Raw genomic sequence first — 25,023 nt, 5'->3', positions numbered from 1 at the left:
GCCGCCATTGACATCTCCCCAATGCGATACTTCTTCTGCAACCCCGCCGTCTGATCGGTCTCGTACCTCTTGTCGAGCCTCTTGCACACAGCAAATAACAGGCTCGAAGGGAGACGATCCTCCCTGTATCTCCGGCGATCCGAGATCGTGGGCGAATTGGCTCCTGTTCGCGCCACATCCAAAGCAAACTCACGGAACGAGTTTGGAGGAACTCCGCCAGATTCGGATGATGACGATGATTTCCGGGCCCGTTGACTTCACCAACGGTTCCAGCCGGTCTTCACGATCATATCTCCGCTCCTCCTCTCAATCTCCAGTCCAGCTCGGCCAGGGCCGTTCGCCCTGCGCGCCGGTGGGCCAAATGGCTCACCGCTAGCCGAACTGACTTCGACGCCATCTCACGAGCGTTGACAGCATTGCTCTCCCCACCTCGGTCCGCCGCAGGCCGACCTTCACCAGGTCCAAGGCCGGAGATGGAAGTGGAGGCATCAGGTCATCGCGCGTGAGGAACATTCCATCGCCCCGATCAACGTCACATTCGACAGCCTCCCTCACGCGATCGCGCCAGGAGGCCAGCTCATGCACGGGCATCGGGTCCTTATCTATCCAGTCAGCCCGCCCACCTTTCGCGAGCGCTCGGTTCGCCTCGTGCTTGAACAGTCCCGGCTGCTGTTGGCGTATCGCCAGTCGCCTGGATATCTGCGCCGGCGAGCGATATGGGAAATGCTTCAAACGTATCCGCGATGGCAGTGTCCGCCCGCGGTTGTGCGGCCAGATCAGTCCACCCCAACGCAGATCACTCCGATGGCGAACGAAACGCGGCTCGCTCCAATTGTTTTGATAGTATCTGAGCCGTTCTTGCACGGGACGGGCGAGCCACGCCGCCGGATTCTCCTCGTAGTTCTTCAAATCGGCATCCGTGAAATAGAAGTTCATTGTTGCCGAAAAGACGAAGCCATAGCTTTGGGGCACGTTCCCAAGAAACTGTGCCGGGTCATCGATGAAGAACTCGTCAGCATCGAGCCTGCACCACCAGTCCCCCGGCGACGCTACGTGCCTTCGGGCCTCGAATATTTCTCCGCGGAGTTCATCGGTGAACGTGCGATCGTCGTGGCCAACGAGCTCGATCTTGGGATAGCGCTTCGCGAGGTCCTGAAGCGTCTCCCAGGTTCCATCGGTGCTTCCATTGTCGAAAACGAAGATCCGATCGCTCCATGCGAGAGCCGCTTTCAGCGTCTCGCCGACAATGTCGTTCTCGTCTCGAACACAACAAATGCTGAATATCTTCATGTCGGGATTGCCCTTGGTACCGGCGGTGGCTACCGACGTCTCACGCGGCGCACGCATGACATCACTGTTTTCAGCCCCGTAACGGAGGCATTCTGGATGATCGTGCATCACTCCCGACACCGCCTTCCTCGTAGTCGGCCCGCCCGGCAGCATGTAGCGACCTCACGCCATCTCCTCTTTGAGCAGCCATCAACAAGCTCTTGATAGGATCGTGATCTTCGGCGCCGGTGACCGAGTTCGACGCCGGATGCATGGTGGTCTTGGCAAGCGCGGGACCGAAGATGGCACCCAAGCCGAGCAGCACTCCGCCAGCGGCCGCCAACGCGATCAGATGTGAGACTTGCGGAAACACAGGCGCTGTTGGCGTTATGGCCTTCTGCACCACTCTAAGGCTGGAGAGTTGGCTCTTCTTGGCGACCTCGGAGCTTATCTGCTCCTCGAGAATACGAGCTGCATATTGTGCGGCGGCAGACGATGCGGTTGTGAGAACTCGTTTCAATCTTCCGTACTCCGCTTCCTTCGCGGAAAGCGAGGCCAGCTCCGCGTTCACCTTCTCGAGCTCCATGCCGAGTTGGTTCAGGAGCTCCGTCTGCCCATTGAGTTCGGCATTCAGCTTCATCAGCGTTGCCATGTTGTCCTGGTAAACCTTGATCAGGAGCAACGGCGGCTGCTCCTCGAAATGCTCAGGCGGCTTGGCGACCGGGTCAAGACTTTTACGGTTATCTTGCCCTCCGAGCGTGGTCACCATCCGACTTACGGCCTTGTTCTGGGCAACAGGCCGCAATATGGCCAACTGATCGGCGACCGACAGTTTCTGTCCCTTCTTGTCCTCGATCGCTCCTCGCGTCGTGGCAATCAGCGCAGACAGATCACTGGCGCGCTTGAGCAGCAGCTGCCGCTGGTCGTCGACGGCGTAGATTGAGGCTTCGACGGAGAAGCGCTTCAGATCCGCGGCAGCGATCTCGGCCTCCTCCTCCAACCGCTTCGTTTGTTGCTGGAAGAATTCCTGTGCACCCGGCATTTGCACGTCCAGACTTTGCACCGTGACCAACGCGCTCGCGAGCTCGTTAAGATAGCTCGCGGCGACCACCGGATTCTTGTGACGGAACGTAATCCTCAACAGATCGGAGCGCCCCTCTTGCTTCGCATTCACGCGGTCTCGCAAGCTGAGAATCCCTGCCTGGTTCCGCTCGATATCTTCTGCGGTCTCGTCAACGGGCTCCGACCGCGCCTTCGGCTCTGTAGATTCCTTGGAAAACACGTCCCGAAGATCGATCTCCTTACCCCAGGCCATAAACCTGGCCAGAAGCGTTGGATTTGCGTCGGACGACAGCCTCTCGTAGCCGACGTTCTTCGCCGCCTCCAAGATGACCAGATCGATCTTGGCGATGCGTGACAGGGATTCCATTCGACTTTGGAGGTCAACGCCTTCCCCGAATGGCGAGGCCGCGTTGCTCGAAGATCGTTCCTTGATCCCCTGCCCGGCACGAAGCAAGACGTAGGCCTCGTAACGGTCTCCAACCGCTGCGTAGTAGAGAAAGGCCGCGCCGGACGTCAGCAATAGGCACAGATATATGACCCATTGCCGCCGCCATAGCAGACCGAACGCTCTGGCGAATGCACTGCTCGTGTTACGTTCCACCGCCGGCTCCACTTCTTTTGACGGCTTAGGGTCTACCGAAGCGTTCGGGCAGGTATTGACGACCGTCAACTCAGACTTGGCAATTCCCGACAACTTGGGCCGACCGGTCGGTCCCTGGCAGGACGCTCCCGCTTGGAGTGGCGCCGCGGAACCGAACTCTTCAGAAGCGCGGAGTACGCCTGCCGTGAACGATCTGGCTCTGGGAAGAGAGGGTACACCGCACCTCGCTTCCGGTTCGATGACCATGCACGGTCGCTTCTTCATGGTGACCTGCTTCGGCCTTGTGTTCCTGAACTTCCTGACCTTTCTCTATCACTTCACGGGATCGACCATATTCAACGTCCTGAGCAATTCGACAAGCCTGCTTCTGATCCTGTGGTCCGCGCGCCACGTGTTGATCGCGAACGAGAGGAGCTACTTCTACAATCTTCTCTTGGCGCTCGCCTGCATCTTCACAGGCGCCAGCTACCTGGTGAACTTTGGCTCCTTTGAGCTGTCCGATGGGTTGAAGCTCATCTCTATCTATTCATTCTACGTCGCCGGGCGCGGCATGGCCGAGCCGATACAGCCAGCCGAAAAGCGTTGCATTTACGTGCTTGCGGCGCTGCCGCTCCTGTTCAAGGCGATCGGCCAGACTCAAGTCTACACCGGCATCGAATATCCCGACGTGTTCTCCTACTTTCCGAATACAAACACGGCAGCATTGTACTTCTCGGCCTTGCTGTTTGCCCTTTCTCCCTGGTTCGGAAACAGGGTCCTGATTGCCCAGTTCGTAAACGCCGCGATCATGAACCGTGTCGGGCCCGCCCTGGCGACCATCATCTCGATTGGCCTCTGGTCCTTTTTTCCCTTGCGACCACAGGTCTTCGTCGCGATCATCCTGTTGGCGTGCGCCAGCGTCGCCGCCTACGCCGTGGGCGCGCTCGATCGACTGATGACAGGTTTGAACGCAATCGCCGTCATCTGGAGCCTCGACCCCAGCACGGTCGCCAGAATGACGACGAAGCAATTGATCGATTTGACCGGAACGACGGACATGTCCGCGTTCTTCCGTATCAGCCATTGGACGAACATCTGGCAGATATACTCGTCGCTGGGGCTCGGCGGAATATTGTTTGGATATGGTGCGAGTCAGACCGGCATCCTTACCGTCTTGCCGCTACCGCCGCACAATGACTATCTGCGCGTCTTGGCAGAGTATGGACTTCTGAATTGCATTGTTTTCGTCATCTTCGTCTTCAGCATTGTGTTCTCACTGAAGGATCGGGCTGCCAAGACGATGTACACAGTGCTTCTCATCTACTTTCTCTCCGAAAACCTCATCGACAATTTCACGTCGATGGCGCTGTTCTTCTCTTACGCAGGCCGGTTTACGTCTCCGAAATGGCTGGAACGCGGCCCGTCCGGCGCGTGAGCAAGAGAGTAGAGTTGATGGACTTCTCACTTTCTGAACTCATCAAACAGAATACTCCCGGAAACAGCGAAGGCTTTCCGGTGGGCGTGCCGCCAAGCTACAATTGGTATCAAGGATGGAATGACGGCGGACTGTGGTCACCCCCCGAAGATTTCACCGCGGTTGAGGGCTGGGGACAAGTCTATGCGAAGGTGGGAGCACCGTCGTATTCAAGTCCGGGCGCCGCGGTCGAGGTCGCCAACGCCAAGACCTACGTTCGCATCAAGCAAGTCGGCGAATGGACGTTGGTCCAAGACCAATCGGGAACGCAGTTGACCGGGGGACATTTCGTCCCGGATTTTGTTGGCAATGTTGCCATTCCCATGAGAGCTACCCCTCTGGCCGGCGCGACGATCGCCTTTGATGTGCCTCCGGCTGGCTACAATAACCATTTTTGGTACAAGGCGCGCGGAACTTACGCGGCCGGCACTGTGGACGGCGTCTACGTTCAAATGGAAATGAGGGTTACAGATCCGAACCTCAGTCTCGTCGCCATGGTCGGCGCCGACTGGTGGCGCGACGCGCGAGCGCCCTACCTCGAAGATCACAGCAATAATCCGGGCGTGGGCAGCAGTAACTGGATCGAACTTTCGACCCAGTGGAAGACGATCGGATTCTATTCGATGAGCGCCGAGGACTTTCGCGCGAACCCGGCCCCGCCGCTGCGTGACTTGGTGAGGGAGATGCCGCCCAAACGCCCTCCCACACCAACGCGGAGCGGCGAGAATTTCATCCCGAATGAACCGGGTGGACCTGCCTCCACCTCAAGCGAGCAGAAACACACCACCGCAAACGGAACCGCGGAATTTCCACTCGCGGAAGAGATCTGGCCTCAGTCGATCAACTCCGGTTCACGCTCCATGCTTGCCTATCCCATCACAACAGTTCAAGCCTTGTCGACCGACTGCCTTTTGGCTTTCGCCCTGACCATGGGAGCACTGGCCAGGGTCCGCTGGAGCACCGTGCAGAGACGCAAACGTATGGACCGGGCGTGACGAGCATTGCGGCCCCGGCGCGCACCGATCTATCGGCACCCCAAATCGCATACCCATTCTTGACGTTCGTCAACTCTGCAGCGCCTCCAATGCCTACGATATGAAAAGACGATTAACTGGTTATGGGTCGGTCTATGTCTGGTACCTCCCATCTAATCCCGTCCGCTGCCATTGCGCGTATGATTCACGTCCTCGAGCGAACCGTTTCGGGTTGGCTCCTGCCGCTCGGTCTCATTGGAATTCTGGCCATCTCTCCGAAGATTGCCGATGCAGCCAGCGGGAGACCCGACGCCGTCACCCCCGTGGGTCACGCCTCGAGTGTCATCGAGCAAAACAGCATTGGTTACAGCCAGGCATATCCAGCAGGCGTCCCCAAGACTTCTTCCTGGTGTAACGGCGCCTCAAAGCCAGAGAACGGCGAACCTCCTGCGGACTTCACTGCCGTCACAGGAATGGCATCAATATTTCCAAAGTTCGGCGCGTCCCCTTCGAACAAGGACGGCAAGCTCCTCGTCGCCAACGGAAAGACCTATGTGCGCCTTCGCAGCACGAAGGAATGGATCCTGGTGCAGGATCAGGCCGAGAACGAGATCGTCGGAGCCCATTTTGACGCAATGATTCCCAAGAACGTCGCTGTCGAGATGAAGGCCGAGATTCAGACGGATGGAAGCACCCTTGTTGACGGTCCGCCTCCTGGGCGCAACGACTTGATGTGGCTCGTCAGACGCGGCAGCTTCGCTGCCGGAACCGTCGATTCTGTCTACGTGCAGATGGACATAAAAACGACGAACCCCGAAATGAAAGTGGTTGCCAACGTTGGGGCCGACTGGTGGCGTTCTGCGGACTCGCCGCCCAGCGGCGCCAATAATCGAGGGGCCGGCAACAGCAACTGGGTCGAGCTCTCCCCAGATTGGTCAACACTCTACTTCTTTTCGGGCAGCACAGCGCAGTTTGTCGCAGACCCACCCCCGCCCCTGGCCGAGTCTCCGCTTCCTGTTACAGCCACCAGCACGCGGCGCACTGCAGCCGGACCCTCGCCGTGTCTGCGGACCTTGGCGCCGCGGTAAGTACACTAGGCACAGTTGATTTTTGCAATCGCCGTCTTCGAAATGTCGCGAGGAGCTACACCGATATCATCGGACCTGTAACCTCTCGATCCAGGCTTTTTGAACGCACCCCTTGCTTGCTTCGGCCAATGCATTGCCACGTGACGTCTTTTTGGAATGAGGCATTTCATGTCATTAACCACATACGGTTCGAAGTCCTCATCCTCGATGTCGGTAAGACGCGGCGCCTCACTACAGAGACCGCTTCAATTTGCCATTATGGCAGGCGACTTCCTGCTCATTTTGCTCAGCTATGCCGCCGCCAACCTAGTTCACCGCAAGTTCATGACGACACTGGCCGAGCGAGAACTTTCCGTCGGCGTCGCGTTGCTTGTGGCGACCGCATTCGTGGCGATCGCCTTTTTCAGGGGATGCTACGATAACCACAACCTGGCCAATACGAACCGGCAGTTGCGGAAGGCCTCATCCGTCTGGCTTCTCTCGCTTGCGATTCTTGTATTCTCTGCTTTCCTACTGAGATCGACCGCCGAGCTGTCCCGTATCACCATCGTTCTGTTCGCGGTGATCGGCCTTGCTGGTCTCGGCGCGCATCGCGTGATCTGGCGATTCGCTCTGGCCTCATCTTTCGCGCGAAGACACTCCGTCAAACGAAGGGTCGTGTTGATCAGCGGAGAGCCGCTCGACTTTACCTCAGTCCGTTTCAAGGATTTGCGTAGGAACGGCTTTCAGGTGGTACGCCACTTCGTTCTGGACGCTACGTTGAAGTCCGACGACGCAGCAATGGAGCGCGAGTTGGCCACGATCATTCGAAATTCGCGCGGAGCAGGCGTCGACGAATTCCTTCTGGCGTTCAATTGGCGCGATCTGGCGCTGTTTCAGCGCCTCAGCCAATCTCTGCGCCAGGTACCAAATCCGGTCCGCCTCCTGCCAGATCTTGAGATCGCCGACCTTGTGTCGCGGCCGTTCACGCCCGTAGGCGACTCTGTGGTGATCGAAGTCCAGAGAGCGCCTCTCTCGGTCAGCGAACGAGCCTTGAAGCGCAGCGTCGATATCTGTCTTGCCTCGCTCGGCCTTCTATGCCTCGCACCTCTACTTGCCATGACGGCGCTCCTGGTCAGGCTCGATTCGCCAGGCAGCATCATTTTCCGTCAGACACGCCGAGGCTTCAACGGCGAGTTATTTGATATCTGGAAGTTCCGCAGCATGACGGTGTCGGAGAATGGCTCCGAGATCAAGCAGGCCAGCAAACAGGATGCGCGGGTTACCCGGGTCGGGCGGATCCTGCGCAAGACCAGCATCGACGAATTGCCTCAGCTGTGGAACGTGCTGCGCGGAGAAATGTCGCTGGTGGGTCCGCGGCCGCACGCTCTCGCGCATGATAACTACTACGATCAGCTGATTGGCAACTATGCCTGTCGTCGCCACGTCAAACCCGGCCTTACGGGCTGGGCTCAGGTGAACGGTCTCCGCGGCGAGACACCGACCATCGAGCTGATGAAGAAACGCGTCGAGTACGATGTCTGGTATGTCACCAATTGGAGCATTTGGTTGGACATTCGCATCATGATCCGGACCGTAGTAACGCTCTCGGGTCAGGACGTTTATTGAGCCACTGGTGACCGTAGGTTCGCCTACGCCAGCTCGATGTTTACCCTGCTCGAATGCTGGAGCCCAGTCGCACCGCATACGCTAGTCAGCGCCGGCTACCCGTTCTCGCCTTTGTTTTTCAACTTCAGAGCGGTCACGGCGTCGTTCGTTCTCATCGAGATGACCAGGCGCAGGTCCTTCCCGCCATTTTGGCGTAGGTTTACCAACGTACTGTCACGCGACAGGGGTTGGTTCGCGACGCGTGCGCTCGGCAGTCCCGTCGCGGATCTGCATCACGGTCATCGGCGGATGCGATTGTTCAGGTCGGCTGCGACAGGATTTTTTGCGGCGCGAGCGCCTGCTGCACCGCGAAACGACTTGCGCCGCAACATTCAAAAATGAGACTGCCGGTCAAACCGAACGAGACACCGATGCGTGCACCGCATTCGACTTCGGCTAGCCTCCCTCCAAAGCCGCGGCCTTCGAGAGCCACGAGCATCGCGCAGGTCGGCGCGGCAACAAAACGACGACACAGGGGAGGAGCACATGTCGAAATGCAGCATGGGACTGCTCGCGTTGAGCAGCCTGTTTCTTTCGGGCGCGGCAATCGCCCAGGAAAAGATCAAGGTGGGCGTGACCGCAACCCTCGAAGGCACTTACACCGTGCTTGGCGAAGACGGGATGCGCGGCCATCAGACGGCACTCAATGTGCTGGGCAAGAAGATCGGCGATAAGGAACTCGAATTCATCGTCGCCTCGACCGACGCAACGCCGGACTCAGCCGTGCGCGCTGTGCGCAAGCTGATCGAGCAGGACAAGGTCCAGATCCTGCTGTCGCCGCTCTCTGGCGACGAGGGCATCGCGGTGAAGAACTTTGCAAAGACCCATCCCGAGCTGACCTTCATCAATGCGGCCTCCGGCGCGCAGGAAACGACCTATGTCGACCCTGCCCCGAACTTCTTCCGCTACAACATGGACGGCGCCCAGTGGCAGGTCGGCCTCGGCAAATACGCCTATGAGGACAAGAAGTACCGCAAGATCGCAACCGTCGGCGAAGACTATTCCTTCATCTACACCCAGGTGTTCGGACTGGTGCTCGAGTTCTGCGGAATGGGCGGGCAAGTCACCAACCGACAATGGGTACCGCTGGGAACGAAGGACTTCGCCTCCGTCATCGCCGCCCTGCCTGACGACGTCGACGCCATCTATCTCGGGCTCGGCGGCGCGGACGCCGTCAACTTCCTCAACCAGTATCAGCAGGCCGGCGGCAAGGCGCATCTGATGGGCGGTTCCATCATGATCGACCAGACCATCCTGTCGTCAAAAGGGAATGCGAAGAACGCCCTCATCGGCACCATTGCGGCGAGCGGCCAGGCCGACACCTGGGACGATCCGGGCTGGCAGAAATTCGTGAAGGCCTATCAGGACGCCTTCCCGCCCAACAAGCGCTTCCCGAGCCCCTCGCTGCTGGCGACCAACTATTATGATTCAACCATGGCGCTGATCCTCGCGCTGCGTCAGGTCAACGGTGATCTCTCCAACAACCAGGCGAAATTCAAGGAAGCGCTGGCGAAGATCGAGCTCGATGCGCCGAACGGCAAGATCAAGCTCGACTCCAACCGCCAGGCGATTGGCACCAACTTTGTTACCGAGGTCGTCGACGACGGCAAGGGCGCGCTGTTCAGCAAGGTCGTGAAGGTGATTCCGAACGTGAACCAGACGCTCGGCTACGATCCGGCCGTGTTCGCCAAGATCGGGCTGCCGAGCCGCACCGTTCCGGAATGTAAGAAGTACTGACGCATTACCTCAGGAGTACGCAGACGGGGAGCGACTTGCTGACGCGGTCGCTCTCCGCTCTTGCAATCTCGCTAGTGTTGTTGAAGGCTAGCCGAAAAGATAAAAATATCCGGGAGGGGAAGGCATGAGCCGCGCGCTGGCCGTCTTCCATGGCCGCTTTGGCCGGGCGACGGTTTATCAGTTGAACCGCCCTTTCAATATCCACGCCCATCGCGAAGGTCATCTGATCTTCCATGTCGGCGGCATGCCGGCATGCATCGACGTGTCCGACGGACATTACGAGCTCACCGAGACCTCCGTCGTCGCCGTCAATCCTTGGGAGCCGCACAACTTCCTGCCGGCCGATCTCGACGGCGGCGCCATCTTCTTCGTGCTCTACGTCAATGCCGAATGGTTCGCACCGGATGCATCGGGCAGCGACCGACTGCGTTTCGGCCGCACCCAGTTCAAGCGCACGCCCGCGCTCGACAAGCACATCAGGCGGACCGCGGCGCTCGTGTGCGGCGCACCGTCACTCTCCAGCCTCGATTCCGAGCTGCGGCGGCTGATCGACATCTGCTACGACGAAAGCTGGCAGCAGGCCGAGATCGCGCGCGATCCGCGCGCATGCGGCGCAGTCACCGACTTTCGCGTGCGCAAATGCATCAAGATGATGTCGGAAAGCCCCGGCGCCGAAATCGAGCTCGACACCATCGCGCGCGAATCCGGCCTGTCGCGGCCGCATTTCTACCGGCTGTTCCGCGTGCAGACCGGCGTCACGCCGAACCTCTATCTCAATACGCTGATCATGGAACACGCGCTCGAAGCGTTGGTGGCGAGCGAGGCACCGATCGCCGATATCGGCTTCGACCTCGGCTTCTCCTCGCAAAGCGGTTTCACCCGTTTCTTCGCCGCCAATGTCGGGATGGCCCCGACCGATTATCGTCGCGCAGCCAAGGTTTTGCGCGCCTGACCGCGGGCCACGAAAAGATACTCACGATCAAACGTCGCCCTCATCCGCTGGCTAGGATGCCGGCAACGCGATCCCGCGAAGAGGATCGCGACGACGGGAGCGCACGTTCATGGCGAGGCGAGCAGCCGGTCCGCCTTCCCCCTCGCCCCGCTTGCGGGGAGAGGGTCGGGGTGAGGGGGAGTCTCCGCAAACGCGGTGGCAGTTCGACTCGCGGAGGCTCCCCCTCACCCGCAGGGCTATCGCATATGAACTAGACGGGGACTGTCTGCGGGCTTGCTCCGCCTCTCCCGCTTGCGGGAGAGGCGGACGCGCTCGCAGAGCGCGGCGGGTGAGGGCTCTCGCCGCACTGGGACGTCCTCAGTTAATTTCGACAATCCCAGCGCGGAGACACCCTCTCCCCAACCCTCCCCCGCAAGCGGGGGAGGGAGCCCACTGCCGATGCTGCCGCATCGTGCACACCATATGCGATAGCCCTGCCCTCACCCGCGCCTTCGGCGCGACCTCTCCCCGCAAGCGGGGCGAGGTGAAAACAGGGCGGCGCCCATGAGCCGCTTCGTCGAACGCCATCCGGCCTGGGCGCTGATCTCGATCATCGCCGTTGCGATCCTGCTCTGGCTGATCTTCGCGGTTTGGCCGCCGGGCCTGGAACAGGCGATCGGCCGCAAGCGCGTCTTCCTCAACGCCCTCTTCAACGGCATCACGCTTGGCGGCCTCTACTTCCTCGTCGCCAGCGGCTTCACGCTGATCTTCGGCCTGATGCGCAACGTCAACCTCGCCCATGGCTCGCTCTATCTCTTCGGCGGCTATGTCGGCTACGCCATCAGCGCCTCGACGGGGTCGTGGATCCTCAGCTTCATCGTCGCCTTCATCCTGACCGCCCTCGTCGGCGTGCTGCTCCAGGTTCTCGTCTTCCGCCGCATGGAAGGCCAGGATCTCAGGCAGACCATGGTGACGATCGGGCTGTCGATTGTGTTCGCCGACCTCATGCTCTGGGCCTGCGGCGGCGATTTCTACCAGATCCAGACCCCGAACTGGCTGATCGGCCCCGTCGAGCTGCCGCTGGTGACGGCGATCAAATCCTCGGGCGAGCCGGTCTATCTCAGATATCCCTCGGTGAGGCTCGTGATCTTCGCCGCGTCCGTGGTCATCGGCGTCGCGATGTGGCTCGCGCTCAATCGTACCCGGGTCGGCATGATCGTCCGCGCCGGCGTCGACGATCGCGATATGCTCGCCGCGACCGGCGTGCGCATCCAGCTCGTCTTCGTCGCCGTCTTCGCCTTCGGCGCGGGACTTGCGGGCATGGCCGGCGTCGTGGGCGGCACCTTCCAGTCGCTGTCGCCCGGCGAGGACATCCGCTTCCTGCTGGCTTCTCTCGTCGTCGTGATCGTCGGCGGCATGGGCTCGATCCCCGGCGCCGCACTCGGCGCGCTGATCATCGGGCTCGCCGAACAGCTCGGCTCGGTCTACATCCCCACCTACGCCATCGTCGTGACCTTCCTGATCATGGTGCTGGTGCTGGCGATCCGGCCGCAAGGCCTGTTGGCGAGGCGCTGAGATGTCGCTCGCCCACGATGCCCGCCTCGCCGTTCGCCCCGCCACATTGGCGCAGCGGACGGCACGGGCGTGGCCGGAGCTCAATCATCCCGCCGCCTGGATCGTCGCGATCATCCTGCTGATCATGCCGCTGATCGCCAGCGGCTTCTTCCTGATCGAGATCTTCGCCTCCACCCTGATCCTCGGCACCATCGCGCTGAGCCTGATGTTCCTCGCCGGGTACGGCGGCATGGTCAGTCTGATGCAGCTCACCATCGCGGGCTTCTCGGCCTACATGGTCGCGGTGTTCGGCGTCAGCGGCAACGCCAATATCAGCCTGGGCTGGCCCTGGTGGCTCGCGGTGCCCATGGCGCTGGCGTTGGCGACCGCCTTCGGCACCCTCGGCGGCGCGCTCGCGGTGCGCACCGAGGGCATCTACACCATCATGATCACGCTCGCGATCGGCGCGGCCTTCTATTACTTCACCAACCAGAACTGGGCGATCTTCAACGGCCATACCGGCATCAACACCGTGGCCACACCGCACTTCTGGGGCGTGAACTGGCGCGCCGACATTCCCTTCTATTACATCGTGCTCGCGGTCGCCGCGCTCTGCTATTTCGCCGTCGAATACCTCTCGCGCGCGCCGTTCGGCTTGGCCCTGCAGGGCGTTCGCGACAATCCCAGGCGCATGGCGGCGCTCGGCTTCAACGTCAATGCGCACCGCGTCGCGGCTTACGCTTTCGCCTCCTTCGTGGCCGCGCTGGCCGGCGTGCTCCAGGTCTGGAACTACCGCCAGATCTCGCCGGGCTCGGTCAGCGTCGGCGCCTGCATCGACGTGCTGATCATCGCCGTCGTTGGCGGCATCACGCGCCCGATCGGTCCCTTCATCGGCGCGCTGATCTTCGTGCTGCTGCGGACCTTCGCGCTCGACTTCTTGGTCCGGCTCGGTCTCGACGGCAACCGCTTCCGTCTCTTGATAGGGCTCGGCTTCCTCGCCATCGTGTTCTGGTCCTCGGACGGCGTGATCGGGCTGTGGCAGCGCTGGCGCCAGCGGCAGCGCCGCGACGCCGACTCAACCGGTGGAGGGCGCGGCCATGGATAGCGTCGCCCGCCGCCTTTCCGCCGTCGGCGCCGGCGCTGCGCTGGAACTGCGCGGCGTGACGCGCATGTTCGGCGCGCTGGCGGCGCTGACCGACGTCACCATCACCGTACGGCCCGGCGAGCGGCGCGCCGTGCTCGGCTCCAACGGTGCCGGCAAGACCACGCTGTTCAACTGCATCACCGGCGACTTCCCGCCCTCCTCCGGTACCATCCGCTTCTTCGGCGAGGACGTCACGCATTTCCCACCCTATGAGCGCATCCGGAGGGGGCTGCGCCGCACCTACCAGATCTCCGCGCTGTTCCCCGGCCTCACCGTGCAGGACAACGTCTATCTCGCCTGCCGCGGCGTCTCGCGCGGGCGCTTCTCGTTCCTGCGTCCGGGACAGAACGATGCCTTGATGCATGCGGCCGACAATCTGGTCCAGGCGGTGCATCTCTCCGCCGTCAGGGATCAGCGCGTCGCCGAGCTCGCGCACGGCCAGCAGCGCCAGCTCGAGATCGCGCTCGCGCTCGCCGGCGCGCCGCGCTTCGTCCTGTTCGACGAGCCGGCGGCGGGCCTGTCGCCGACCGAGCGCGCCGAGCTGATCGAGATCCTGACCTCGCTGCCGGCGCATATCGGCTACATCATCATCGAGCACGACATGGACGTGGCGCTGCGCGTCGTCGAGAGTGTCACGATGATGCACAACGGCCGCGTCTTCAAGGAAGGCCTGCCGCAGGAGATCCAGTCCGATCCTGAAGTGCAGGAGCTCTATCTCGGAGGCGGCCATGAATGAGGCCCGCCGCTCCAGCGCCGCGCTCGAGGTCCGCGGCCTCGACATCTACTATGGCCACTCGCACGCGCTACAGGGCGTCGACCTCACGCTGGAGAGCGGCGTGTTCTCCGTCGTCGGGCGCAACGGCATGGGCAAGACCACGCTGTGCAAGGCGATCATGGGACTGGTTGGCGTGAGCGGCGGCTCGATCCGGGTCCGCGGCGAGGACATCACCCGGCGGCCGCCGGCGCAGATCGCGCGGCTCGGCGTCGGCTACGTGCCACAGGGCCGCCGGCTCTGGCGCTCGCTCAGCGTCGACGAGCATTTGCGGCTCGCCGGCGGGCTGCGGCCGGGCGTCTGGACCGTCGAGCGCATCTACGACACGTTCCCGCGCCTCGCCGAGCGCAAGGGCCACGGTGGCGGCCAGCTCTCCGGCGGCGAGCAGCAGATGCTGGCGATCTCACGCGCGCTGCTCACCAATCCGCATCTGCTCATCATGGACGAGCCGACCGAAGGCCTCGCGCCCGTCATCGTGGCGCAGGTCGAGGACATGCTGCTGCGGCTCGGCGAGGACGGCGACATGGCCGTGCTCGTGATTGAGCAGAACATCGGCGTCGCCACCGCGATCTCGCGCAACGTCGCGATCATGGTCAACGGCCGCATCAACCGCATCATCGACTCCGCGCGCCTTGCCGCCGACCGCGAGCTCCAGCAGCGGCTGCTTGGTGTCGGGCTTCACGCCGAGCTCGAGCCCGATATCGACATCCCCGCGTCCGGCCCCGAGGCGAAGCCCGCGCCGGCACCCCGCCGCGACGGGCCGGTCCGCATCTACGTCTCCAACCCGACGCTGCCGACGCGATGGTCGCAGCCGGTGCCGATCGCCCGCATCGAGGCCGCGGCGCGGACGCTGTCGACGCAAGTCGCGCGGCTCGACGAGACGGCGCGGCGCAAGCGCGAGCCGGCGGCGGCACAGGCCTCCGGCCCGCCAGTGGTGCTGGTCGTCGGCACGCTCGACACCAAGGGCCAGGAGCTGCGCTACATCCGCAACATCATCGCCGAAAGCGGCCTGCGCACGCGGCTGGTCGACGTCTCGACCAGCGGCAGGCATTCGTCCTGCGACGTGTCCGCGCAGGAGATCGCCCTGAACCACGGCCGCGGCGGCTCCGCCGTGTTCGGCACCGATCGCGGAGTCGCCGTCACCGCAATGGCAGATGCGTTTGCCAATTGGCTGCGGCGCCAGGGCAATGTCGCCGGCGTGATCTCGGCCGGCGGCTCCGGCGCGGCCTCGCTGGTGGCCCCGGGCATGCGCGGGCTTCCCATCGGGGTGCCCAAGCTGATCATCTCCTCCGTCGCCTCCGGCGACGTCGGCCCCTATGTCGGTCCCGCCGACATCACCATGATGTACTCGGTCACCGACGTGCAGGGGCTGAACTCGATCTCGCGCGCGGTGCTGGCCAACGGCGCCAATGCGCTTACAGGCATGGTCAAGGCGCGACTCGAAGGGCATGAGGCAAAAGAGCGTGCCGCCGGCGCCGGGCTGCCTTCGGTCGGCATCACCATGTTCGGCGTCACCACGCCGGCGGTGCAGAGGATCGCGGCCGAGCTGCGCGATGATTTCGAGTGCCTGGTGTTCCACGCCACCGGCGTCGGCGGGCGCTCGATGGAGAAGCTCGTCGAATCCGGCCAGCTCGCCGGCGTGATCGACCTCACCACGACCGAGATCTGCGACCTCCTGATGGGCGGCGTGTTTCCCGCGACCGAAGACCGCCTCGGCGCGATCATCCGCAGCCGCCTGCCCTATGTCGGCTCGGTTGGCGCCCTCGACATGGTCAATTTCGGTGCGCCGGATACCATTCCCGAACGCTATCGTGGCCGCAAGTTCCACGTCCACAATCCGCAAGTGACGCTGATGCGGACGACGGTGGAAGAGAACGAGCGAATGGGCCGCTGGATCGCCGATCGGCTCAACCAGATGGACGGCCCCGTGCGCTTCTTCCTGCCGGAGGGCGGCGTCTCCGCGCTCGATGCGCGAGGCCAGCCGTTCTGGGACCCGGAGGCCGACGCTGCCCTGTTCCGTGCGCTAGAGCGCAACGTGCGGCAGACCGGCAACCGTCAGATCATTCGCGTGCCCAAGAACATCAACGATCCCGACTTCGCCGCCGCCATCGTCGGCGCGTTCCGAACCCTGTTCGGCCGCACCGGCGCGCGGCGGAGACTAGCGAGGTGACCGATGGCCAGATTTGAACGCGCAGCCCTCCTGAAGAAGTTTCGCGACATGGCGAGGCGAGGCGTACCGATCGTTGGTGGAGGTGCTGGCACCGGGCTGTCGGCCAAATGCGAGGAAGCTGGCGGCGTCGATCTCATCGTCATCTACAATTCCGGCCGTTATCGCATGGCTGGCCGTGGCTCGCTCGCCGGCCTGATGGCCTACGGCGACGCCAATGCCATCGTGCTGGAGATGGCCTGCGAGGTGCTCCCCGTGGTCGGCCAGACCCCGGTGCTTGCGGGCGTCAACGGCACCGATCCGTTCCGCGACATGGATGTATTCCTCGACCAGCTGAAGGCGCTCGGATTCGCGGGCGTGCAGAATTTTCCGACCGTCGGCCTGATCGACGGCACCTTCCGCGCCAATCTCGAAGAGACCGGCATGTCCTATGCGCTCGAGATCGACATGATCGCCAAGGCGCACGACAAGGACATGCTGACGACGCCCTACGTGTTCAGCGAGAAGGAAGCCGCCGCGATGGCGATCGCCGGCGCCGACATCATCGTCTGCCACATGGGCCTGACGACCGGCGGCACGATCGGTGCGCACACCGCGCCAAAGCTCGGGGACTGCCCCGCGCGTATCGACACCTGGGCTTCCGCAGCGCTCAGCGTCAATCCGGACATCCTGGTGCTCGCGCATGGCGGTCCGATCGCGGATCCCGCCGACGCCGATTTCATCATGAAGAACACCCGTCATTGCCACGGCTTCTACGGCGCATCCTCGATGGAGCGGCTGCCGGTGGAGCGGGCGCTGACGGAGCAGGTACGTCAGTTCAAGGCGATCGGCGCGCGATAACGCCGAAGGGACGAAGGAGGGAAAGATGTCGGGCAATCTGGTCGGTGAATTGATCCTCTGGCTGATCGTCGCGATCATCGTGATCGTGGTCGGCGTCTACATCGTGAACTGGCTCTATCATCGCTCCTCCAAGGAGACCTCGTTCGTCCGGACGGGCTTCCTCGGCGAACGCGTGGTGATCAACGGCGGCGCCTTCGTGCTGCCATTCATCCACGACTACACGCCGGTCAACATGAACGTGCTGCCCATGGGCATCGTGCGTTCGAAGCAGGACGCCGTGATCACCCGCGACCGCATGCGCGTCGACATCGAGGCCGACTTCTACGTCCGGGTGCAGCCGACCCGCGAAGCGGTCTCGATCGCCGCGGCGACGCTCGGACGCCGCACCATGGCGCCGGAGCAACTTCATGCGCTGCTCGCCGGCAAGTTCATCTCCGCGATCCGCTCGGTCGCCTCCGAAATGACCATGGAGGAGATGCACGAGCGGCGCGGCGACTATGTCGCGCGCGTCAAGACCGAAGCGGCGGAAGCCCTCGCCCAGAACGGCCTCGAACTGGAATCGGTCGCCATCACCGATCTCGACCAGACCGACCTGGAATTCTTCAACCCCTCGAACCGCTTCGATGCCGAAGGCCTGACCCAGCTGATGCAGGACATCGAGGCCAAGCGGAAGCTGCGCAACGACATCGAGCAGGACTCGATGATCAAGATCCGCGCCCGCAATCTGGAGGCCGAGCGGCAGGCGCTGGAGATCGAGCGCGAGAGCGAGACCGCGCGCCTGGAGCAGGAACGCGACATCGAGATGCGCCGCGCGCTCCAGCGCACCGAAGTCGCCCGCGAACGGGCGTTGCGCGAGACCGAGGCCGAGCAAGCGCAGATCTCGGCTCGCGAAGCCATCGAGCGCGCCCGCATCGCCAACGACCAGGCGATCGCGGAGGCCCGCATCGCCTCCGAGCGCGAAACCCGCCAGAGGGAGATCGAGCGGACCCGCACCATCGAGGAGAAGGAACTGCTGGCGCGCGAGGAGATCGAGAAGACGAGGATCGCAAACCAGCGCTCGATCGACACCACCCGCATCGCCTCGGAACGCGAGGTCCGCCAGCGCGAGATCGAGCGGATGCGCACCGTCGAGGAAGCCGAGATCGCCGCGCGGGAGGCCATCGAGAAGGCCCGGATCCAGCAGGACCGCGTGGTCACCGACGCCCGCCTCGCGAACGAGGAGGAAACGAGGCGCCGCGAGATCGAGCGCACGCGCGCCGTGGACGAGGCCGAGATTGCCGCGCGCGAGGCCACCGAAAAGGCCCGCATCGCGCAGACGCTGATCGTCAATGTCGAGCGCATCTCCTCCGACGAGCGCACGCGCGCGCTGGAGATCCAGCAGGTGCGGACCATCCAGGAGGCCGAGATCGAGGCACAGCGCGCGGTGGAAGCGGCCCGCATCGCCCGCGAGCGAACGCTCGCCGCCGAACGTATCGCCGCCGAGCAGAGCACGCGGCAGCTAGAGATCGAGCGCAACCAGACCCTTGATGTCGCCGGCATCGCCGCGCGCGAGACCACGGAAGCCTCGCGCATCGCGCAGGAGGAACGCGTGCGTTCGCTGGAGATCGCCCGCAACCGCGCCGTCGAGGAAGCCGACATCGCCTCGCGCGAGGCGATCGAGGCCGCCCGCATCGCCCAGGAGAAAGCGGTTGCGGCCGAGCGCATCCAGGCCGAACGCGAGACGCGCGCGCTCGAGATCGAGCGCACCGGCGTATTGGAGGCCGCCGAGCTGAAGCGGCGCGACGCCATCGAGCGGCAGCGCATCACGGTCGATCTGGCGCTGGAGGCCGAGCGCATCAATTCGTCCAAGAAGCGCGAAGTGCTCAACATCGAGCAGAAGAAGGCGATCGAGATTGCCGACGAAGACCGCGTCATCGCCCTCTCGACCAAGCGTTCCGAACGGATCGACGCCGACCGGCAGGTCAAGCAGGCCGAGATCGTCGCCCGCAAGGAGGTCGAGACCACCGACGTCTCGCGCGAGCAGGCGCTGGAAGCCGCCCGCATCGAGCGGCGCCGCGCCATCGAGCAGCTCGAGGTCGCCCGCGTGCAGTCGCTCCAGGAGGCCGAGATCGCCTCCCGCGAGGAGGTCGAGCGTGCCCGCATCGCTTCCGACCGCGGCCTCGACGAGGCCCGCATCGGCCGCGAGCGCGAGCTGCGCAAGCTCGAGGTCAATCGCGAGAAGGAAGTCGAGACCGTCCTGATGGAGAAGGCCATCGCGATCCACACGAAGTCCCTGGAAGAGTCAGCAGCCAAGGCCTCCGCCGAGGAAGCCCGGATGCGCGCGACGGAAGCCACCGAGCGCGTCGTCACCGCGCGGGAGAGCGAGATCGCCAAGCGGCGCAAGACCGTCGAAATCCTGCTCGCCGAGAAGCAGGCGGAGGAGACGCGCATCGCCGCCGAAGCCGAGCGTGTGCGCGCCGCCGTCGAGGCCGAGGCGCAGCGTATGCTCAACGAGGCGGAGAACGTGCTGACCGACCAGGCGCGCTACTCGCTGTTCCGCAGAAAGCTGCTCGACCGCATCGAGGGCATCGTGCGCGAGAGCGTCAAGCCGATGGAGAAGATCGAGGGCATCCGCATCCTCCAGGTCGACGGACTCAATGGCAACGGCCATGGCAACGGTAATGGCGGTCGCAGCGCCACCGACGAAGTGATCGACTCAGCCCTGCGCTACCGCGTCCAGGCGCCGCTGATCGACTCCATTCTCTCGGACATCGGGGTCGAGGGCGGCAGTCTCGCCAAGATGCCGGGCCTCATCCGCGAAGCCCGCGATATGCAGGGTATCAAGGAGGCCGCAAGAAAGAGCGGCGGAGGTGCCGGCAGCGGCGGTGGCGGCGGCGACAAGCAAGCAACCTCCCCGCCTGCGACCGAGGGCGGCGAGCCGCCGGCCGAGCGCGGGCCGCGGAAGAAGAGCTGAGGTCTGAACCATGGCCCGCGTCTACGTCTCCACCGTCGTCAATGCCCGCAACGACCGCGTCTGGGCGCGGGTGCGCGATTTCAACGGCCTGCCGAACTGGCATCCGGCCATCGCCGAAAGCCGGATCGAGGGCGGCGAACCTGCCGACAAGATCGGTTGTGTCAGGGATTTCCGCCTGCGCAACGGCGACCGCATCCGCGAGAAGCTGCTCGGCCTCTCCGACTACGACATGTTCTGCACCTACTCGATCCTGGAATCGCCGATGGGCGTCGAGAACTACGTCGCCACCCTGCGCCTGACGCCCGTCACCGACGGCGACCAGACCTTCGTGGAATGGACCGCGGAATTCGACTGCGCGCCGGAACGGGAGATCGAGCTCATCAGCAACATCGGCGGCGGCGTGTTCCAGGGCGGCTTCGATGCCCTGAAGCGCGTGTTCGGAGGCTGACCGTGCCGCATATCGTCAAGAGCACGATCCTGGACGCACCGACCGACTCCGTGTGGGACGTGCTGCGCGATTTCAACGGGCATGATCGCTGGCATCCTGCGGTCGCGACCTCCGCCATCGAACGCGCGCAATCCGCCGACAAGATCGGCTGCGTCAGGCGGTTCAAGCTCAAGGACGGCTCGGAACTGCGCGAGCAGCTGCTGGCCTTGTCCGATCTCGAACAGGCCTTCAGCTATTGCCTGCTCGATACGCCGGTGCCGATGTTCAACTACGTCGCTCACGTCCGCCTGCTCCCGGTCACCGATGGCGACCGCACTTTTTGGCACTGGGAATCGCGCTTCACCACCAAGCCCGAGGACAGGGACCGCATCACCCATATGGTCGCCGAAGACATCTATCAGGCAGGCTTCGAGGCGATCCGCCGACATCTGAAGGAGGCCGCATAGCATGGCCGTGACGGTGAAGACCTTTGCGAACGCGAGCGAGGCAGCCGGAGCGCTGTCCTCGGACCGGAGCGCGCGCTATCTCGGCGGCGGCACGCTGGTGATGCGCGCGCTGAACGAGGGCGACGTCTCGATCTCGACGATCGTCCGTGCGCAGGACCAGGCGCTCACCCGGATCGATGCGTCCGGTCCGCGCATCACACTGGGCGCCGGCGTCACCTTCGCGCGCGTTCTCGCCGAGCGCGACCTCGCCTTCCTGCATGCCCCGGCCCGCTCGATCGGCGGTCCCGCCGTCCGCAACATGGGTACGGTCGGCGGCAATCTGTTCGCGCCGAACCCTTACGGCGATTTCACCGTGGCGCTGCTGGCGCTCGACGCCACGATTGCTGTTCAAGGCGGCTTCGGCTCGCGCGATATTCCGATCGAGGAGTTCCTGCAGGGACGCGAGCGCCAGGCGGGAACTTTGGTGCTGTCGGTGTCCTGTACGCGGCCGGCCAGCAGCGAGGCGTTCCGTTATCGCAAGATCGCGCGCATCAAGCCGAAGGGCGGCTCGGTGATCACGCTCGCCGCGCATCTGCCGGTCAGCGGTGGGCGGATCGCGGGTGCGCGGATCGCGCTGGGCTCGATGGCCCCGACGCAAATCCGCGCCAGAGCGGCCGAACGCGCGCTGGAGGGACGCTCGCTGGATGCGGCGACGATTGCTGCCGCCGCCTCCGCGGCAAGCGAAGGAACATCACCGTCCGACAACGCGCTCGGCAGCGCCTGGTATCGCCGCGAGATCGTCGGCGTGCATCTGCGCCGCCTGCTCTCGGGACAGGAATAGACGCCATGTCCAAGATACCCCTGCAATTTCGTCACAACGGTCGCGAGGTCGCGATCTTCGTCGACGGCGGCACCAATCTGCTGGTCGCCTTGCGCGAGTTGATCGGCGACATGACGCCGAAATTCGGCTGCGGCCAGGGGGGCTGCGGCACCTGCAGCGTTCTTGTCGACGGCGAGCTCCACCTCTCCTGCCTGACGCTGGCCGAAACCGTGGCCGGCCGCTCGGTCGAGACGCTCGACGGAATGAAGCAAGGCCCGAACCTGCATCCGCTGCAGCGCGCCTTCGCCGACAATTTTGCCGCCCAATGCGGCTATTGCACGCCGGGCATGCTGATGGCTGCAAAGGCGCTGCTCGATCGCAACCCCGCCCCGAGCCGCGAGGAGGTGGTCGAAGCCATCTCGGGCAACATCTGCCGCTGCACCGGCTACGAGCCGATCATCAACGCCATCCTCGCCGCCGCCGGCGGCCGGGTCAGCGCCTAGAGGGACGCGACCATGCTGGAACTGCGCAAGGACATCTTCGCCGACGAGCGAGACGATAACCTGAAGGAGATCGGCAAGGGCACGCAGCGGCAGGACATGCTCGGCCACATCACGGGCACGTCCAGCTATTTCAACGACCACAAGCTCCAGGGCATGCTGCACCTGAAGGTGGTCCGCTCGACGCAGGCGCATGCAAGGCTGCGCCGCATCGACACCACAGAGGCCGAGCGCTCCGCCGGCGTGCGCCGGATCATTCGCGGCGCGGACGTGCCACGCAACCTCAATACGCTGCTCAGCCTGATCAACTTCGGCAAGGACGACGAGCCGTCGCTGGCCGTCGACAAGGTCCGCTATAAGGGCGAGCCGATCCTCGCCATCGTCGCCGACAGCGAGCGCGAAGCGTTCGAGGCGATCGCGAAGGTCAAGATCGACTACGAGCCGCTGCCCACCGTGTTCGACGTCGAGGACGCGCTCAAGCCCGGCGCGCCCGTGGTCAACGAGACCTATCCGAAGAACGCCTTCATCTATCACGACGTCTACGATCACCAGCGCCTGCGCTTTGGCGATGCTGATGCCGCGCTCGCGACCGCCGACCACGTGCTCGAACAACGCTACCAGATGTCGCCGATCGAGCACGCGCCGACCGAGACCAACGGCGCCATTGCCGCGCCCGACACCAACGGCCGCTACGTCGTCTACACCTCGACCCAGGCGCTGTTCTTCTCGGTCGACACCTGCGCCAAGATTCTGGACGTGCCCTCCAACATCTTCCACTTCATCGGCGGCACCGTCGGCGGCGGCTTCGGCGGCAAGGTGGATACGCTGACCGAGCCGCTTGCGATCCTCGGCGCGATGCTGACAGGGCGTCCCGTCCGCTACGTGTTCGGGCGCGAGGAGGAGATGCAATACGGCCCGCCGCGCGGCGCCGAACGCATCTACATCAAGGACGGCGTGATGCGCGACGGCCGCATCGTCGCGCGCAAGATCCGCGCTTTTTTCGACAGCGGCGCCTATACGCGGCTGTCCAGCTACGCGGCGGTGAAATGCGCGGCGCACCTGCCGGGCCCCTACACCATCCCGAACGTCTATGGCGACGTCTATTGCGTCTTCACCAACCGCACGCCTGCAACCGCGATGCGCGGCTTCGGCGTCACCGCGATGGATTTTGCCATCGAATGCCAGATGGACAAGCTCGCTCATCTTGTCGGCATGGATCCCATGGAGTTCCGGATCCTGAACGCCTATCGCGACGGCGACATGAAGGCGCACCGGCGCGAGGCCAAGAACACCGCTCTGATCGAATGCGTCCAGGTTGCCGCCGAGAAGGCCAAATGGCCCATTCGCGACGAGTTCAGGCGCGCTTCCTCCCGCAAGGACGGCGGTGGCAGCCGCGCGGCCATCCCGCCGACGCCGACGGATTCGCGCAGCCGGCCGGCTGCGCCGGCGCAGCAGCGCACGAGCTACGACCGCGCGCCGGTGACGGCGACAAGAGAGCCGCCGCGCGAACCACCGCCGCCGGCGCCGCCACCTCCCCCGCCTCGCCCGGCTGCGCCATCGCACGGCGCGACCCGCTTTTCCTCAGTGTTCGGCACCAGGAGGCGCTGAGATGACCCGGCATCGCGGACGCGGCATGGCGTCGATCAACTACCCCATCGGCATGAATCTCGGCGGTGATCCGAGCCAGGCGCTGGTGCATTCCAACCCGAGCGGGAAATTTACCGTGGCTTTGTCGTCGATCGACCTCGGCCAGGGCATGAAATCGGTGACGCGGCAGATCTGCGCCGAGACGCTCGGCGTGCCTGTCGAGGACGTCTATGTCGACACCGCGGATTCCGACACCGGGCCGCATTGCATGGGCTCGTTCGCCTCGCGCGGTACCCATCGCGTCGGCAATGCCGTGATGGCCGCGGCGCGCGAGGCGCGCGGCGTGATGATGGAGGCCGCCGCCGAGGAGCTCGAGGTCAACGCCGCCGATCTCGAAACCGACGGCCGCGGCAACATCCACGTCAAGGGCGCGCCGCACCGCTCGATCTCGACCAAGGACGTCGCGATCGCCGCGCAGTTCAAGCAGGGCAAGACCATCTCCGGACGCGGCATCTTCCTGGTGCCGCTGTCGAACGTCGACCCTGAAACGGGCGAGATGTCCCCTGCGACCTGCTATGCCCATGCCTGCCTCGTCGCCGAGGTCGAGGTCGATGACGAGACCGGCGAGGTCGCGATGGTCCGGATGGACTCAGCCTACGAGCTCGGCCGCGCTCTCAACCCGCGCCTAGTCGAGCAACAGCTGGTCGGCGGCGCCTGGATGGGCATCAGCCACGCGCTCTACGAGACGCCGGAGCCGTATTATCCCGATCCCGTTCACGGCCCGCGCGATTTCGTCGAGTATCTGATGCCGGGCCCCGGCGACATCTGCCCGCACGACATCGCGGTGCTGGAACGACCTGCGCCTGATGGTCCGTTCGGAGGAAAAGGCCCCGGCGAGATGTGCGCCAATCCGGTACTGCCGGCCGTGGCCAATGCGATCTTCAACGCGGTGGGCGTGCGCATCGACGACCTTCCAATCACTCCGGAAAAGGTGCTGCGGGCGATCAAGGCCCAAGGCGGCGCGCGGCCGCAGGCGCGGCGCTGAGGCGGG

The 25,023-nt window shown here is 63.9% G+C and carries 21 protein-coding genes; 18 read left to right on the top strand and 3 right to left on the bottom strand.

All coding sequences use genetic code 11. From position 1 onward, the window contains the following. Positions 1-372 precede the first annotated feature (372 nt). The gene (locus tag EDE08_RS18725; RefSeq protein WP_165936021.1) at positions 373-1,398 is read right to left on the bottom strand and encodes a glycosyltransferase family 2 protein; all 1,026 of its coding nucleotides are present in this window, start codon (positions 1,396-1,398) and stop codon (positions 373-375) included. Beyond that, positions 1,361-3,001 (bottom strand): GumC domain-containing protein, encoded by a 1,641-nt coding sequence (locus tag EDE08_RS18720; RefSeq protein WP_165936020.1) that lies wholly within the window; start codon positions 2,999-3,001, stop codon positions 1,361-1,363. Before EDE08_RS18720 ends, EDE08_RS18725 begins: the two co-directional genes overlap by 38 nt. Before the next feature lie 115 nt (positions 3,002-3,116). On the opposite strand from EDE08_RS18720, the gene EDE08_RS18715 reads away from it, so the two are divergent. From EDE08_RS18715 to EDE08_RS18700, 4 genes are all read left to right on the top strand, one after another. Next, positions 3,117-4,346: an O-antigen ligase family protein gene (locus EDE08_RS18715; protein ID WP_165936019.1), complete on the top strand. Its 1,230-nt coding sequence runs from the start codon at positions 3,117-3,119 to the stop codon at positions 4,344-4,346. A gap of 14 nt (positions 4,347-4,360) precedes the next feature. Continuing rightward, positions 4,361-5,380: a hypothetical protein gene (locus tag EDE08_RS18710; protein WP_131869907.1), complete on the top strand. Its 1,020-nt coding sequence runs from the start codon at positions 4,361-4,363 to the stop codon at positions 5,378-5,380. A gap of 179 nt (positions 5,381-5,559) precedes the next feature. Next, on the top strand, positions 5,560-6,447 hold the full coding sequence (locus tag EDE08_RS18705; RefSeq protein WP_131869908.1) for a hypothetical protein: 888 nt from the start codon (positions 5,560-5,562) through the stop codon (positions 6,445-6,447). A 168-nt stretch (positions 6,448-6,615) separates the two neighbouring features. Beyond that, on the top strand, positions 6,616-8,055 hold the full coding sequence (locus EDE08_RS18700) for an undecaprenyl-phosphate glucose phosphotransferase (RefSeq protein ID WP_131869909.1): 1,440 nt from the start codon (positions 6,616-6,618) through the stop codon (positions 8,053-8,055). Positions 8,056-8,353: 298 nt separating this feature from the next. Here EDE08_RS18700 and EDE08_RS18695 read toward each other — a convergent pair whose 3' ends face one another. Further along, positions 8,354-8,533 (bottom strand): hypothetical protein, encoded by a 180-nt coding sequence (locus EDE08_RS18695; protein WP_131869910.1) that lies wholly within the window; start codon positions 8,531-8,533, stop codon positions 8,354-8,356. Between the two features lie 47 nt (positions 8,534-8,580). Between EDE08_RS18695 and EDE08_RS18690 the strand changes: the two genes are divergently transcribed. From EDE08_RS18690 to EDE08_RS18625, 14 genes are all read left to right on the top strand, one after another. After that, positions 8,581-9,831, top strand: a complete 1,251-nt coding sequence (locus EDE08_RS18690; RefSeq protein WP_131869911.1) for an ABC transporter substrate-binding protein — start codon at positions 8,581-8,583, stop codon at positions 9,829-9,831. 124 nt (positions 9,832-9,955) lie between these two features. Then, positions 9,956-10,783, top strand: coding sequence for a helix-turn-helix domain-containing protein (locus EDE08_RS18685; RefSeq protein WP_131869912.1), 828 nt, complete (start codon positions 9,956-9,958; stop codon positions 10,781-10,783). Between the two features lie 543 nt (positions 10,784-11,326). Beyond that, a complete protein-coding gene (locus tag EDE08_RS18680) occupies positions 11,327-12,337 on the top strand; it encodes a branched-chain amino acid ABC transporter permease (protein ID WP_131869913.1) in 1,011 nt (336 codons plus the stop codon). Between the two features lies 1 nt (position 12,338). After that, complete coding sequence (locus tag EDE08_RS18675) at positions 12,339-13,421, top strand: branched-chain amino acid ABC transporter permease (protein ID WP_131869914.1); 1,083 nt, start codon at positions 12,339-12,341, stop codon at positions 13,419-13,421. Then, positions 13,414-14,196 (top strand): ABC transporter ATP-binding protein, encoded by a 783-nt coding sequence (locus tag EDE08_RS18670; protein WP_131869915.1) that lies wholly within the window; start codon positions 13,414-13,416, stop codon positions 14,194-14,196. Before EDE08_RS18675 ends, EDE08_RS18670 begins: the two co-directional genes overlap by 8 nt. Further along, a complete protein-coding gene (locus EDE08_RS18665; protein WP_131869916.1) occupies positions 14,189-16,402 on the top strand; it encodes an ABC transporter permease in 2,214 nt (737 codons plus the stop codon). The genes EDE08_RS18670 and EDE08_RS18665 overlap by 8 nt, the downstream gene beginning before the upstream one ends. Positions 16,403-16,405: 3 nt before the next feature. Further along, on the top strand, positions 16,406-17,239 hold the full coding sequence (locus tag EDE08_RS18660; protein ID WP_131869917.1) for a phosphoenolpyruvate hydrolase family protein: 834 nt from the start codon (positions 16,406-16,408) through the stop codon (positions 17,237-17,239). 25 nt (positions 17,240-17,264) lie between these two features. Then, a complete protein-coding gene (locus EDE08_RS18655; RefSeq protein WP_131869918.1) occupies positions 17,265-20,192 on the top strand; it encodes a flotillin family protein in 2,928 nt (975 codons plus the stop codon). Between the two features lie 10 nt (positions 20,193-20,202). After that, a complete protein-coding gene (locus EDE08_RS18650; protein ID WP_131869919.1) occupies positions 20,203-20,640 on the top strand; it encodes an SRPBCC family protein in 438 nt (145 codons plus the stop codon). 2 nt (positions 20,641-20,642) lie between these two features. Beyond that, positions 20,643-21,086 carry an SRPBCC family protein gene (locus EDE08_RS18645; protein ID WP_131869920.1) on the top strand — a complete coding sequence of 148 codons (444 nt, stop codon included), beginning with the start codon at positions 20,643-20,645 and terminating at the stop codon, positions 21,084-21,086. A gap of 1 nt (position 21,087) precedes the next feature. Continuing rightward, on the top strand, positions 21,088-21,906 hold the full coding sequence (locus EDE08_RS18640; protein ID WP_131869921.1) for an FAD binding domain-containing protein: 819 nt from the start codon (positions 21,088-21,090) through the stop codon (positions 21,904-21,906). 5 nt (positions 21,907-21,911) lie between these two features. Next, positions 21,912-22,388 carry a (2Fe-2S)-binding protein gene (locus EDE08_RS18635; RefSeq protein WP_131869922.1) on the top strand — a complete coding sequence of 159 codons (477 nt, stop codon included), beginning with the start codon at positions 21,912-21,914 and terminating at the stop codon, positions 22,386-22,388. Between the two features lie 12 nt (positions 22,389-22,400). Next, complete coding sequence (locus tag EDE08_RS18630) at positions 22,401-23,993, top strand: xanthine dehydrogenase family protein molybdopterin-binding subunit (RefSeq protein ID WP_131869923.1); 1,593 nt, start codon at positions 22,401-22,403, stop codon at positions 23,991-23,993. Between the two features lies 1 nt (position 23,994). Beyond that, complete coding sequence (locus EDE08_RS18625; RefSeq protein WP_109144208.1) at positions 23,995-25,017, top strand: xanthine dehydrogenase family protein molybdopterin-binding subunit; 1,023 nt, start codon at positions 23,995-23,997, stop codon at positions 25,015-25,017. Positions 25,018-25,023: the final 6 nt, after the last annotated feature.

The organism is Bradyrhizobium sp. R2.2-H (assembly GCF_004346455.1).
GTDB lineage: Bacteria > Pseudomonadota > Alphaproteobacteria > Rhizobiales > Xanthobacteraceae > Bradyrhizobium > Bradyrhizobium diversitatis.
Note: the sequence above shows the minus strand (reverse complement) of the source record. Positions and strands in the feature narration are given on the sequence as shown.

What these genes read in the sequence shown, in the direction of transcription:
- EDE08_RS18685 (WP_131869912.1), top strand. Translation starts at nt 9,956, where the DNA reads ATGAGCCGCGCGCTGGCCGTCTTCCATGGCCGCTTTGGCCGGGCGACG.
- EDE08_RS18690 (WP_131869911.1), top strand. Translation starts at nt 8,581, where the DNA reads ATGTCGAAATGCAGCATGGGACTGCTCGCGTTGAGCAGCCTGTTTCTT.
- EDE08_RS18640 (WP_131869921.1), top strand. Translation starts at nt 21,088, where the DNA reads ATGGCCGTGACGGTGAAGACCTTTGCGAACGCGAGCGAGGCAGCCGGA.
- EDE08_RS18670 (WP_131869915.1), top strand. Translation starts at nt 13,414, where the DNA reads ATGGATAGCGTCGCCCGCCGCCTTTCCGCCGTCGGCGCCGGCGCTGCG.
- EDE08_RS18635 (WP_131869922.1), top strand. Translation starts at nt 21,912, where the DNA reads ATGTCCAAGATACCCCTGCAATTTCGTCACAACGGTCGCGAGGTCGCG.
- EDE08_RS18630 (WP_131869923.1), top strand. Translation starts at nt 22,401, where the DNA reads ATGCTGGAACTGCGCAAGGACATCTTCGCCGACGAGCGAGACGATAAC.
- EDE08_RS18680 (WP_131869913.1), top strand. Translation starts at nt 11,327, where the DNA reads ATGAGCCGCTTCGTCGAACGCCATCCGGCCTGGGCGCTGATCTCGATC.
- EDE08_RS18625 (WP_109144208.1), top strand. Translation starts at nt 23,995, where the DNA reads ATGACCCGGCATCGCGGACGCGGCATGGCGTCGATCAACTACCCCATC.
- EDE08_RS18725 (WP_165936021.1), bottom strand. Translation starts at nt 1,398, where the DNA reads ATGCACGATCATCCAGAATGCCTCCGTTACGGGGCTGAAAACAGTGAT.
- EDE08_RS18705 (WP_131869908.1), top strand. Translation starts at nt 5,560, where the DNA reads ATGATTCACGTCCTCGAGCGAACCGTTTCGGGTTGGCTCCTGCCGCTC.
- EDE08_RS18660 (WP_131869917.1), top strand. Translation starts at nt 16,406, where the DNA reads ATGGCCAGATTTGAACGCGCAGCCCTCCTGAAGAAGTTTCGCGACATG.
- EDE08_RS18665 (WP_131869916.1), top strand. Translation starts at nt 14,189, where the DNA reads ATGAATGAGGCCCGCCGCTCCAGCGCCGCGCTCGAGGTCCGCGGCCTC.
- EDE08_RS18650 (WP_131869919.1), top strand. Translation starts at nt 20,203, where the DNA reads ATGGCCCGCGTCTACGTCTCCACCGTCGTCAATGCCCGCAACGACCGC.
- EDE08_RS18695 (WP_131869910.1), bottom strand. Translation starts at nt 8,533, where the DNA reads ATGCTCGTGGCTCTCGAAGGCCGCGGCTTTGGAGGGAGGCTAGCCGAA.
- EDE08_RS18655 (WP_131869918.1), top strand. Translation starts at nt 17,265, where the DNA reads ATGTCGGGCAATCTGGTCGGTGAATTGATCCTCTGGCTGATCGTCGCG.
- EDE08_RS18675 (WP_131869914.1), top strand. Translation starts at nt 12,339, where the DNA reads ATGTCGCTCGCCCACGATGCCCGCCTCGCCGTTCGCCCCGCCACATTG.
- EDE08_RS18700 (WP_131869909.1), top strand. Translation starts at nt 6,616, where the DNA reads ATGTCATTAACCACATACGGTTCGAAGTCCTCATCCTCGATGTCGGTA.